The organism is Lapidilactobacillus salsurivasis, assembly GCF_054785215.1.
The window spans coordinates 347,076-359,513 of sequence record NZ_BAAABI010000002.1 but is presented as its reverse complement, the minus strand read 5'-3'; the positions used below and the strand labels follow the sequence as shown (position 1 = coordinate 359,513).

At 51.3% G+C, this 12,438-nt stretch carries 13 protein-coding genes; 8 read left to right on the top strand and 5 right to left on the bottom strand.

Annotation, left to right across the window (positions count from 1 at the left end):
- From ACYVSB_RS03620 to ACYVSB_RS03590, 7 genes are all read left to right on the top strand, one after another.
- Positions 1 to 699, top strand: coding sequence for an ABC transporter ATP-binding protein (locus ACYVSB_RS03620; RefSeq protein ID WP_461218453.1), 699 nt, complete (start codon positions 1 to 3; stop codon positions 697 to 699).
- Positions 699 to 1,985, top strand: a complete 1,287-nt coding sequence (locus ACYVSB_RS03615) for an acyltransferase (protein WP_461218452.1) — start codon at positions 699 to 701, stop codon at positions 1,983 to 1,985. Before ACYVSB_RS03620 ends, ACYVSB_RS03615 begins: the two co-directional genes overlap by 1 nt.
- Positions 1,978 to 3,513, top strand: coding sequence for an AMP-binding protein (locus ACYVSB_RS03610; RefSeq protein WP_461218451.1), 1,536 nt, complete (start codon positions 1,978 to 1,980; stop codon positions 3,511 to 3,513). Before ACYVSB_RS03615 ends, ACYVSB_RS03610 begins: the two co-directional genes overlap by 8 nt.
- Positions 3,513 to 4,493, top strand: coding sequence for an aliphatic sulfonate ABC transporter substrate-binding protein (locus tag ACYVSB_RS03605; RefSeq protein ID WP_461218450.1), 981 nt, complete (start codon positions 3,513 to 3,515; stop codon positions 4,491 to 4,493). Before ACYVSB_RS03610 ends, ACYVSB_RS03605 begins: the two co-directional genes overlap by 1 nt.
- A gap of 309 nt (positions 4,494 to 4,802) precedes the next feature.
- Positions 4,803 to 5,270, top strand: a complete 468-nt coding sequence (locus ACYVSB_RS03600) for a flavodoxin domain-containing protein (RefSeq protein ID WP_461218449.1) — start codon at positions 4,803 to 4,805, stop codon at positions 5,268 to 5,270.
- 9 nt (positions 5,271 to 5,279) lie between these two features.
- Entirely contained in the window at positions 5,280 to 6,260 is a 981-nt protein-coding gene (locus ACYVSB_RS03595; RefSeq protein ID WP_461218448.1) for a DUF2785 domain-containing protein, read from the top strand.
- A 144-nt stretch (positions 6,261 to 6,404) separates the two neighbouring features.
- Positions 6,405 to 6,968 carry a GNAT family N-acetyltransferase gene (locus tag ACYVSB_RS03590; RefSeq protein WP_461218447.1) on the top strand — a complete coding sequence of 188 codons (564 nt, stop codon included), beginning with the start codon at positions 6,405 to 6,407 and terminating at the stop codon, positions 6,966 to 6,968.
- Between the two features lie 164 nt (positions 6,969 to 7,132).
- Here ACYVSB_RS03590 and ACYVSB_RS03585 read toward each other — a convergent pair whose 3' ends face one another.
- From ACYVSB_RS03585 to ACYVSB_RS03565, 5 genes are all read right to left on the bottom strand, one after another.
- Positions 7,133 to 7,606: a universal stress protein gene (locus ACYVSB_RS03585; protein WP_461218446.1), complete on the bottom strand. Its 474-nt coding sequence runs from the start codon at positions 7,604 to 7,606 to the stop codon at positions 7,133 to 7,135.
- Positions 7,607 to 7,677: 71 nt separating this feature from the next.
- A complete protein-coding gene (locus tag ACYVSB_RS03580) occupies positions 7,678 to 8,139 on the bottom strand; it encodes a hypothetical protein (protein WP_461218445.1) in 462 nt (153 codons plus the stop codon).
- Between the two features lie 294 nt (positions 8,140 to 8,433).
- Positions 8,434 to 8,721 (bottom strand): hypothetical protein, encoded by a 288-nt coding sequence (locus tag ACYVSB_RS03575; RefSeq protein WP_461218444.1) that lies wholly within the window; start codon positions 8,719 to 8,721, stop codon positions 8,434 to 8,436.
- 446 nt (positions 8,722 to 9,167) lie between these two features.
- A complete protein-coding gene (locus ACYVSB_RS03570) occupies positions 9,168 to 10,448 on the bottom strand; it encodes a replication-associated recombination protein A (RefSeq protein ID WP_461218503.1) in 1,281 nt (426 codons plus the stop codon).
- A 108-nt stretch (positions 10,449 to 10,556) separates the two neighbouring features.
- On the bottom strand, positions 10,557 to 11,024 hold the full coding sequence (locus ACYVSB_RS03565; RefSeq protein WP_461218443.1) for a DUF1694 domain-containing protein: 468 nt from the start codon (positions 11,022 to 11,024) through the stop codon (positions 10,557 to 10,559).
- A 363-nt stretch (positions 11,025 to 11,387) separates the two neighbouring features.
- On the opposite strand from ACYVSB_RS03565, the gene ACYVSB_RS03560 reads away from it, so the two are divergent.
- Positions 11,388 to 12,392, top strand: a complete 1,005-nt coding sequence (locus tag ACYVSB_RS03560; protein ID WP_461218442.1) for a LacI family DNA-binding transcriptional regulator — start codon at positions 11,388 to 11,390, stop codon at positions 12,390 to 12,392.
- The last annotated feature ends 46 nt before the right edge of the window (positions 12,393 to 12,438 follow it).

Below are 12,438 nucleotides of genomic sequence, written 5' to 3'. Positions count from 1 at the left end.
TTGACCGCAACAATGTTGACCGTTAGTCAATTAACAAAGAAATACGCCGATAAAACCGCACTGAGCAACGCCGATCTTCAAATCGACCAAGGCGAATTCGTCGCCCTAGTGGGGATGAGTGGCGGTGGCAAAAGTACGCTTCTACGCTTGATTGCTGGTTTGGAGGAACAAACAAGTGGCACCTTGACCTTCGCCGGTGATCGTCCGGTAATTCGGGTGATGTTTCAAAATGATCGGCTCCTACCTTGGATGACAGTGCTACAAAATGTCACCTTTAAGCAAAAGACGAAGCAGTTACAACAACAGGGACGCAAAATGTTGGCGCTGGTCGGGTTGGCCGACTTCGCCGATGTTTATCCGGCGCAATTATCAGGCGGTCAAAAGCAGCGGGTCGCGTTGGCCCGCGCTTTGATGGCGCGGCCACAACTGCTTTTACTGGATGAGCCTTTAGGCGCGCTTGATGCGTTGACGCGGCGGAATATGCAGGATCTGATTTTATCCGTCTGTCGGCAACAACAATTGACCACGATCTTAGTGACTCATGATGTTCAAGAAGCGGCGCGGATGGCGGATCGGATCGTGGTCATCAAGGACCATACCAACTTATATGAGGAGCAGGTCCGCGATCATCAAGATCCTGCTGAGGTGGCGATTGTCGCCGAGCGGGTGCTCCAGGAGATTGTCGGTGAGGCCAGTTGATGGTATCCTCAACAACGCGCAACCAGCGATCCACTAGCAGCGCGCCGGTTAATGGGCCTGGGGTCGCCACTACTTTCATGGTTGGTCAACAGAAGGACTCTGCCGGCAAGGCCAAACGCCCCTATTTACACGAAGTTGACTTGATGCGGATCATTTTTATTTTCGGTGTCTTGTTGAATCATACCACCTCGGTCTTCTCCCAGAGCATGGCGGCTGGGTCCGCCGGTCAACTGTTCCTCCACGCGACGCATTTATCATTGCACTTCACGCGGATGGGCTTCATGTTCATGACTGGCGTGGTGTTATTCTTGAATTATTACCAGCGGAAAAACACGAATTGGTTGACCTTCTGGCGTAAACGATACAGTAGTGTGGGGATCCCTTATCTCGCCTGGAATGCGATTCTTTTGGCCATCACCTTGGCCGGAACGACCGCGGGCCTAACTGGCGCTGATTTCTGGTCGGGTTTCAAATCCGCGGTGCTCCATGGCAATCGCTTCTATTTATATTATGTCTTCGTGATTTTCCAATTGTATTTGGTTTTTCCTTTACTGGTGAAGTTATTCCAACGCTTGGCAGGGCATCATGAACAAATCTTGTTGGTGAGTTTCCTCCTGCAATTGACGCTGGTCACCTTGATCAAATATTGGTTGCCCGGTGTGGACCGCTCAGGCTGGCCCTATCTTTTTCGGGCGTATGGCATGAATTTATTGACTTACCAATTCTATTTCGTCGCTGGCGCCTATACGGCGATCCATTATCAGGCGGTGGTCGCGCTTTTAAGACGGCATGCTCGTCGCATTTATTGGGCCGCTGGCGTTGGCGCTCTGGCAACAGTTGGTTTGTATTTCTTCAATCGCCGCGTGTTAGGACTTAGTTACGCCAAAGCCGTCGAGATCCATCAACCGCTGATGATGCTTTACGCCGTGATCATGGTGGCTTTTGTTTTCCTGATCGGGCTTAACTACGCTGAGAAACGGTCGCAGTTAAGTGAAACAATGACCACGGGGATTCATTTGTCCGCGCGCGTCGCCTTTGGGATCTACTTGGTCCAGACCATCCCTTTAATGATGCTTCGCGGTGTGTTGGCCTACTTGGCTTATACGCCTAGCTGGTTGCTCTTACTGTTATTACCCCTTGGTTATTTATTTGTTTTAGGCGGTTCGTTTGGCTTGGCCTACTTCTGTTACCGGGTGACACCTTTTGGCTATTTGATCGGCCGTCCCCAGAAGTTGAAGTTTCTCGCCAAGTTCCGCCGCAAGAAAGGAGTTCCCGCACATGACTGAATTAAATGATGTTTTACAAAAACAATTAGCAGACTTTCCCCAACGGCCACTTTTGAAAAATGTGGCTGCCGCGGCTTGGTTGACAGGGGCTGATGTGGCTGCCGATGTGGCTCAACTGACGGCCGCCTTCGCCGCTCAAAAAATTGGTTATCAAGATCAAATCGTTCTGACGCTAGGCAACCACGCGGTCTATCCGGAATTGATGCAAGCGCTGTGGGCACGCGGAATCATTGCCCATCCGTTGTCCAACACGACCCCGGTTGAAGAATTGGTCCGTGATTGGCAGGCGCATGATTACGCCGGGGCTATTGTGGAACCGGAATTGGTGGCGGGTGTGAGCGAGCGCTTGGGTCTGCAACCGATTGAGCTTCACTTGCGTTCGACGGACTCGCTGTGGCTTTTACCGAATTTCGCGAAGTTGGTTTTTCGCGATGTGGCGCCGACGGGAACGGTGCGGCCCACGGACCTGGCCTTGATCTTGAACACCTCAGGGACGACTGGTAAGCCGAAGCGGGTTGGATTGACCCAACAAATGATTATCAACGAGGCCCACCACAATGTGGCCAGTCAACAAATGACCGCCGCTGACACCGTCTTGGTTACCATGCCTTTATTCCACATCAACGCCCAAGTGATGTCGGTGTTGTCCATGCGCCTGGCTGGTGGCAAGATTGTGATCGCGCCGAAATTCAGCGCTTCTCATTACTGGCAACAATTGGCTGAAAATGAGGTCACATGGTCGGCGGTGGTGCCAACGATCATCACGATCTTACTCTTGAACCCGGCGGCCAATCAACAATATTTGAAATATCGGGATCAATTACGCCTGCGCTTTGTCCGCAGCTCTTCCTTTGCCTTACCAAAGGACAAATTCAGCGCCTTCCAAAATCGTTTCAAAACAAAAATCCTGGAAGGCTATGGTCTGACCGAATCCGCCAGTCAGGCGACGATCAATCCGCTGGACGCGCCGAAAATCGGCTCGGCGGGGAAACCTTGTGGGACCGAACTGATGATTTATCGGGACGGTCAATTTACAAACAAACCGCAAGTTACCGGGGAAATCGCGCTTCGTGGTGACCATGTCATCACCGATTATTTGGATTCTCATCAGGAATCGTTCAAAGATGGCTGGTTTTTGACCGGGGATCTGGGTTATCTGGATCAGGATGGTTATTTGTTCATCAATGGTCGCAGTAAAGAAATGATCAGTCGCGGCGGCGAGAAAGTTGCCCCGAATCATGTTGAAGCGGTGCTGAACGAATTGGATTTCATTGCCGCAGTAGCCATCGTCGGCCTGCCAGATGAAATTTATGGCGAGGCGGTCACCGCCGTGGTGGTTTTGCGGGAAGGGGTGGACGAAACTGCCGCCACCGATGAAATTCAAGCGTATGCCGCGAAGCATTTAGCGCGCTTCGAACGCCCAACTTTGATTTATTATCAACAAGAGTTGCCTCGTAATTCAATCGGCAAGGTTGTCCGCGCCCAGTTACGTGCGCAGCTACTAGAATCTATGGCCGGAGGTGCCTAATGCAACGGAAAACAAGACAAATTTTACTGGGGTTCTTCCTAGTGATCTGGCTGGTTGTTGCTGGGTTTGGCTATCGCCAACTACATACGACGAGTACCGGCCTGACGAAAATCGTGTTAGGCTACCAAAAGGCTGATCCTTTCGATATTGCCCGGCAACGCGGGGTTTTCGCCAAGAAAATGAAAGCGAAGGGCTACAAAGTCGTTTGGAAGGAATTCCAGGATGGCACCGCGCTGATGCAGGCGCTGAAATCAGGCGCCGTTGATTATGCCCGCACCGGCGATACGCCACCGGTCACCAGCCAAGCTGCCGGGGTCGATTTGGTTTATATCGCCTCGGGCTCTTCGAAAGCGAAGGGGTCAGCCGTTCTGGTACCCGCGAACTCAAAGATCACCTCGATCCAAGCGTTGAAAGGCAAACGGGTCGCCTACACCAAAGGCACGATTTCCCACTATTTATTGCTCAGCGCGCTGGAAAAGGCGGGGATGAGTTCCACGGATATCACCTGGGTCAACTTGACGAACTCCGCGGCCAGTGTGGCTTTTGCTCAAGGGAAAGTTGACGCTTGGGCGACTTGGGATCCAATGACCGCCACGGCGCAAGTCAATCAAGGCGCCAAGATTCTCTTCAATGGGACTGGTGGCGTGACCAACAGCCGCGATTTCATTCTCTCTACCAGCACCTTTGCTAAGAACAATACCGAAGTTTCGCAATATCTATTGGAATACCTCCAAGACGACATGACCTGGGCCAACGAACACCAGACCAAACTGATCAGCATGTTGAGCGAACAATTGGGGCTTTCCAAAACAATCGTGAAGAAAATGGTGACACGGCGTTCATACGCCATGACTGCCATGACCAGCGCCGTCGTCAAGGAGCAGCAACGGATCGCCGATCTGTTCTACGATGAGGGCCTGATCACTAAGCAAATCACCGTCAGTGACGCGGTGATCGCCGTCAGCGCGGCCAGCGATTAAGTCGTGGTCAGCCGGGGTTGACGCACCCTGAGCCGCCGCGCTGTGAAGTCCAGTTGATCAATGTCAGCGGGCGTTGTTGTCACCTAGCCGGTCCACCTTGGACTGGCTATTTTTTTGTTGGTGGGGGTCCAAGTTAGGGCCCGCCGCGAACGGGCTGGCTTTGCCTCAGGCTTTTTTCGAAGATGTGTGACGGGCATGGCTAGGATGTTCCCAATCTTCGTGTTAAAATAGACTCACATGTTTCAGCCGTTTCAACGATTTGCTTCAACGCTTTAGGTGTCGTGACAATTTGAGAATGGGGTGGAAGAAATGGATAAAATTGGTTTGATTTACGCCAGCCGAACCGGGCACAATGAACAGATCGCTCAGTTTCTCGAGCAACAATTTGCGGACTTGGGCCAACCGACGCAACTTTTCAATATCGAAACAGTCAAGGTGGCTGATCTGGAACAGCTGCCTGGATTCATCATGGTCAGTTATACTTATCATGACGGTCAGATTCCCGATGAGGCCTTAGCCTTCTTTGACGAGTTACAAACGGCCGATTTGCGGGGGAAAGTCTATGGGGTCACGGGTTCCGGGTCGATCAAGCATCGCCATTTTGGGCGGGCCTTGGATTATTTTGACCAATTGCTCAATCATTTAGGCGCCTTGCGCGCAACCGCGGTTCTGAAAATCGACCAAGACGCTGATCGGGGCGATCTCGCCAGGTTGACCAATTTCTGTCAACAATTCGTCGATTTTCCGGGAATCATAACACAAGCACAAGAAAAGTAGGGGAGTTTATTGGCAATTTCAGAAGTAGCGCGCGTCCAATTAAGACTTAGTGATTTATTCCAGCAATTCAATCAAGGGCGCAACTTCAAGGAACTGGACGCGCAATTGTTGGATATTAAACATGACATCATTTACAAAAAGCGCCGCAGCCCATTGCAGTTACAAACCAATGCTGACGCTAAAACAGTCCATCGCACCATCCAGACGATCACAAGTCGGATCATGGATGACCGCACCAACGCCAAAGTGAGTAACGATGAGCTCGGGGTCTTGTTGGAAAATATTGGCCTGTTGGACGAGCAAGTCCGCGATCGGGGCATCTTTTTCACCTTTAGCGGGTTGATGAGTCGCGAAGTCTTCAGTCAAGAACAGATCTGGGATTGCTTGGCTTATTTAAGCCAAGACGAGATTTTGTTCAATCATATCCTCGAGCCGGAAAATGATGCTGTTTTCGGGCGCTCTTTGGCGGTCATGCTGATTTCTGTTTTGTTGGTGGCTGATCGCATCTATGGCGGGGTTCTGACTAGCGCTCAATACTGGCAAGTGATCCAGCAAGTGGCAACTTACGCCTTATTGGAACAAGATGACCGCGGTTACGTTCCGGAGAAAGGCTGGGCGCACGCTTTCACGCACTTGGGTAATGTTTTGGCGGAGAGCACCAATAGCCGGTTGACCCGGGCGCAGAAATTATTCTTTTTGACGACCTGTTTAGTGGGCTACCAGTCGGCGACCGCACCGTTTGCGTTTGGCGAGGATCAACGGTTGGCGATGGCGACGGTCAATTTAGTCGACAAAGAAAAGTTCTACGCTGATTTCCTCTTGGAATTATTGCAAAACTGGTTGCGGCGTTTGCCAGAAGAGCCGGACGCAGGCGATTACTTGTTCTGGTCCCGCTGGTATAATCGCACCCACTACTTCGCCAGTCTCTTATTGATTCCGGATACGCCAGACCAGTTGGTTAAATTCCTCCAAAAGCGACCACAATACTGAGCCAGCTTGGTCGAGGCGCTGGCGAGTAAAGCCAGGTCACCGATAGCTGACACCCTGGCAAAAAAGTCGCCGCGCTGCTAGCCGCTGGGGTTCACTCTGACAAACAAGTCAAGCGACACTAATTTAATTGAGATGGGGTTCTTTATGACACAAACTGATCTGCGACAATTGACTTTTCGCCCGGGCACGTTAGCTGATCTGCCTGCAATCATGGCCATTATCCGAGGCGCGCAAGGCGTCATGGCCGCCCAGGGTATCCCTCAATGGCAGGCGGGTTATCCGGACCAAGCAGTTTTGACCGCTGACCTGACGCAACAGGCCGTCTGGGTGGCGGTCACCGCAACTGGTGAAATCGCGTTGACGATGACGTTATTACCGGGACCAGATCCGAATTATCAGAAGATTGCCGGCGAATGGTTGACCACGGGAACAGATTATTTGGTGATTCACCGCATCGCCGTTAGCCAACAAGCTGCCCATCATGGAATCGCGGCGGCCAGTTTTGCTTTCGCCCGCAGGCTGGCCCAACAACGGGGCCTAGTTTCGCTTCGGATCGATACTCATGAGAAGAACCAGGCGATGCGCCACTTGATCGCGAAAATGGGCTACCAGGACTGTGGACAGGTGTGGATGGCAGATGGGGCGCCACGGCTGGCTTATGAACTGGTTTTGCCAGCGGCCGATCCCGCGCTCGATCAAGGCGCTTGATTCGGCTGATCCTGCCACAATATCAATGACGCCGCTGACTTGAACGTTTATCTTTGAATAATTGCAAAAAAAAAACTGATCTAGCCGCTTACCACGTTAGCACGGGCGGCGGAAGATCAGTTTTTTGTGTGTCAGAAATTAAAGCAGAATTTAAGGTGTGGCGCTTACTTCTTAGGAGTGACCATGGGCTGATTGTTTAAATCGGTTCGGACCACTAAAACGTCACAACTGGCATTACGGGTCACAAATTCAGTCACTGAGCCTAATAGAATGCGTTCGACCGCGTTCAAACCAGTAGCACCGATCAGAATCAAATCGACTTGCTCACGCTTAGGGAATTCTCGACCCAGAATAGTCTTAGGCGAGCCATATTCGATAAAATATTTGACCTTTTCCAGGCCATTATCGCGCGCGGTTTGCACGTATTCCGCCATGGTTTTCTTCGCGGTTTCCGAAACTTCTTCGACCATCGCTGAGTCAAAGCTTGAAACGTTCTGAAATGCCCGTGTGTCGATCACATGAACCAACATCAGGTCCCCTTGATTGCGCTTGGCAATCTCAACCGCCTTTTGAAAAGCTAATTCTGCCTCCGATGAGCCGTCAATTGCGACTTGGATGCGATGATATTGTTGCAACATGATCTCGCGCTCCCTTCATAATTCCTACTTGATAAGTCTAGTTTAACGCATTTACCGAAAAAAAGCATTGATTAGTTGTTACAGAGTGCTCGCCAGCCCGGGTAGCTTCTGAGCATTAACCTAGCCAGGATTTTGGAGGCGGGTTTGGCCTCCAGAAGGCTGGCGTAGTTAAGCGGAAGAAGCTGGGCTGGCGAGCACGTTTTAATAATGTCCGCAGCTTGCGCTGCGAAATTCGGGGTGAGCTCGCTGTGGGCGCTGTTTTGAGCCAATCCGCAAAGTGCGCGGCTTGTCTCAAAATCAGGCCTTATTCTAAGCGGCAAAGCCGCTAAGAATAACGACACGGCGATCTCACCCCGAATTTCTCCGCTCCAGCCGCTCAACGTTTTAACAGACGTTTGAGCACTCACGCCATCCGGCAAGCTATCGCCAATTGATGGGGAGCCACGCAATTCACGGCCGTGGTTAGTGGTCACAAGTTTTAAATTGGTGACACCAGTACAATTCAATTGATGAACAGAGCTAATTGTCAGCAAATCAGCTGAATCGGTCGGTTTCCAATCAGAATCCGTTCAAGTGAGTGAGATAAAGATGTTCAGTGCACACAAAATATTCCGACCAACTAATCCAAATCCGTTGGCATGTCCGTACCACCCCAAAAAGGGTAATTATTTGACCTCTAGCTGGCAAAAACACTTCGACACATCGATTACTTTAATTGCAGTTAAGCTCAATTCTTCCTAGAAACCGGCAAGATCGGTGAGCACGATTCCGGTCCACAACAGTTGTCAGTTGCGCACTGCACGTTTCAGAATACGCTGGCGCCTAGCTCAGTCGTTTCCCAGGGTCAAGCTTAAGGCAAAGCCGGCGACAACGATGCTAGCGCCAACCAGCGTGATCAGGTTACTTTTGGCGCTGGCGGTGAAGAGGATCACTAGACCGGCCGCGCTGATCACCAGCAACAAGATTCCAGTGATCAACATGGCTTTACGGATCCGCGGGCTGCTGTCTGGTTTGTAAATCAGAAAGTCTTTGCTGAGATGGCTCAACAAATAAACGGCTAACACCAGTAACAAAGCAATAAAAATCAGCATGGCAACATATAAAACGATTTGCATAGTTTTCTCCTTAAAATAAGGGCGCACGCAGGTAGTTGGGCGCCAATCAAATTGGTCAAATATCGTGGGGTGATTAATAAATCCGCAAACCACAGTCTTAACCTTATGACTAGTAGTATAGCAGTTTCGGTGGGCAGGGGCGACCAATTTTTGACCAAAAAAAAGAGACCAGCTGAGCTGATCCCTTACAAAGTATTGACTACTTTGAGAAAATCTAGTGGTGCCGGAGGCTGATTCGAATAGTTGAACCCGCTACGTGTGTAACGCGTCAGCAGCAGCACTAAAAGTTTGGCTAGCCAACAAGTGGCCGGCACACCGAATAGTTATTTGCCGCTTTAATGTCTAATTACTTGATCGGTCAACATAAAGTTGAATCAATCGTACACCTTAGAAATTCCATAATTAAGACTACCATGTTTGGCCCTCAATTGCAATTAGTAAGCGGTTTACTTTTTGGGACGAATGGTCTTCAAGCCTTGCTGCTGCGCTTTTTTCAACCGATAATATTGTTCGCCAAAAGCTGTTTCGATTTTACCGTTGGCCTTCGGTTGGTAGTACTGACGCAGCGCCAAAGAATCTGGTAAATATTGTTGGGGGAGCCAATCATTGGCCGCATCGTGGGGATATTGATAGCCATCGCCATGGCCTAACTTTTTCGCGCCAGCATAATGGGCGTCTTGTAAATGGCGTGGTACCTGACCACCTTTGCCCGCGGCGACATCAGCCATCGCCGCCTCCATGGCCATGACTCCTGAATTTGATTTTGGTGAGATACAGAGTTCAATCACAGCGTCCGCCAGGGGAATCCGCGCTTCTGGCAAGCCTAGCCGTTCGGCGGCCTGGCAAGCGGTGACGGCGCGGGCTGCCGCGGCCGGATTGGCTAAACCAATGTCCTCGTAGGCGATCACCATTAATCGCCGCATAATGATCGGCAAATCCCCGGCGGTGACTAAGCGCGCCAGATAATGGAGCGCGGCGTCGGTATCACTGCCGCGGATGGATTTCTGGAACGCCGAGATGACATCATAGTGCGCGTCACCATTCTTGTCATGGGAGAAGCTTTTCTTCTGGATCGATTCTTCCAAATCGGTCAATTTTAGCGTGATCACACCAGTTTCAGGATCGGCAGGGGTCGACTTGGCCGCTAATTCCAAACCATTTAACGCTGAGCGCAGATCGCCGTTGGTTCGTTGGGCGACAAAGGTTAAAGTGGCATCGCTGATTTCTAGCGGTAGCTGGCCCAGGCCCCGCTCAGGATCAGTCAAGGCGCGTTTCAAGGCAATCTTGATGTCTTCCGGGCTAAGTGGCGTCACTTCGAAAATCTGACACCGACTGCGAATCGCCGGGTTAATGGTCATATAAGGGTTCTCGGTGGTGGCGCCGATCAACACGATGCGGCCACTTTCCAATTCCGGTAGGAGGAAATCTTGTTTGGTCTTATCCAAACGATGGATCTCATCCAAGAGTAAAATCACGGTGCCGCTCATTTTACCTTCGGCGGCGACTGCTTGCAGATCCTTCTTGGAATCTGTGGCCGCGTTGAGTTTGCGAAAAGCGTACTTGGTGCTGCCCGCGATCGCGCTGGCGATACTAGTCTTACCAGTGCCTGGGGGACCGTAAAGAATCATGGAACTTAATTGTTTGCTGACGACCATCCGATTGATGATCTTGCCTGGGGCCACCAAATGTTGCTGGCCGACGACTTCGCTTAGATCACGAGGCCGCATCCGCCAAGCTAGTGGGTGTTGCGCCACAATATTGCCTCCTTAACGAGCGGCGCGTGATTTGTTTCATCAGCCGCTGTCACAATTAAAAGTGTGGGTCTGCGAAAGAAATTAGAACAGGTTGCGAAAGAAGCCGGATTTCTTAGCCGGCTTAGTTGGCTTTGGCGTGGGAATAAAGTTCTTTAGTGGATAGCGGGCCAAAAGATTGACGGTTTCTAAATTGGCCGCGGTTTTCGCCACGATCAGGACCGCCTCACAGTCACTGCCATCGGGAGTCTCTGGCTTGTTGACCAAGGTGAACGGGAAATTCGCGCCGGCCAATTCTTTCAGATAAGGGCCAATCAACTGGTGATCCAGTTTGCCGTTGACTAACGCACTAGCATCTTGACCGGTAAAGTCGGCCAAGTGGGTTTGAAAGAGCTTCAAGGTCCGGGCGTCAGTTAGGTCGGCGGCCTTGATCTCAAGCAAAACACGTTCCCGTAATGACCCCAGATATTGGCGCCGCTGGTCCGGTAGGGTTTGGGGGGTTCCATAAATCGCGTCATTTAAACGCTGATTAACATCTTGATTTTGACTCATTATAACGACCTCACAATCTGTATCGGTTCGGTTGAACCATTTAACAATAAGTATAGCATGTTTACGGGTGTTGCTGGCGCTGGGTCGTTCTCGAATAAAATTGTCCCGTCATTGGCCGTGGTGGGCGTTGCCAAGCTGCTGGCCAGGCATTCGATGCTGGCGCGAAATGGTTTTCGCAGTCGTTTTTTGTAGCAGCGGTTTTTTGGGAGGAGTGCCGATCATGATGAAAGCGGTTAAAAAAACAATTGACAGCAGCATGATTCGGTGATACGCTCTGAACGTAAACGTTTACTTGATTTGACAAGTAAACTTGATAATATCAACGAAATCGGTAACGCAAACCATTACATGGAGGTGGTTATTTTGCGGGCAACGATCAAAGACATCGCTAAAATCAGTGGGGTTTCCACAGCAACGGTTTCGCGGGTGCTGAATGAGTTGGGCGGTTATCGGCCCGAAGTTGCGACGAAGGTTCTGGCGGTAGCGAAGGAATTGGGTTATCGGCGCAACGATAGCGCGGTCAGCTTGGTCAAACAAGCAACGCGGACGATCGGGATCGTGATACCCACGGTGGCGACATCATTTTATGCGCAGATCATCAATGGTATCGAAGATCGAGCTTATCAAGCTGGCTATAGCGTGATTTTGACCCATGCCGGCGTCAACAATGTGCGTCTGCAGGAGAGTTTGAATTTCATGGTTGAGCGCCGCGTAGAAGGCATCATTGGGGTGTCGATCAACCTCGCACAAATCGATTTGCAGGCGATCGCCGCCTTGGCGGTGCCGCTACTGCTGTTATCTGCTCAGGCACCTGGCGATTGCTTGCCTTATGTCAAGGTGGATGACTACGCGGCGGCGTATGCCGCCACCGCCGACTTGATCGACCGTGGTCACCGGACGATCGCGCTGGTGGGGGTCGATCCGGCGGACAGTGTAGCGGGACGGCCGCGGATCGCTGGGTACACGGCAGCGTTGCAGGCCGCGGGATTACGGCTGGATCGGAACTTGATTTTCCCCGGTGATTATACATTCGAAGCTGGACAACGGGCGATGACCACGATTCTGGCGACGCCGGAATTACGACCAACCGCGGTTTTTGCGGTCAGTGATGAAACCGCGTTGGGCGTGATCGCGGTTTGTTACCAAGCCGGTGTACGGATCCCACAAGATTTATCGGTGCTTGGGTATGACAATTCCGCCATTGCCAGTATGGTCTCGCCAGCGTTGAGCACGGTGGCCCAGCCCTTCTATGAGATGGGGCAATTGGCTGCGGATAAATTGATTACGGGTCTGCAAACAAAGCAGCCGATCCAGTCCCAAATTGTCCCCTTCAAATTGATTCACCGGGGGACGGTCGGCTCACCTTGATTGCTCCGCTCAGCAGGCCCATTTCAACTTAGGCGGGAGCGCCAGC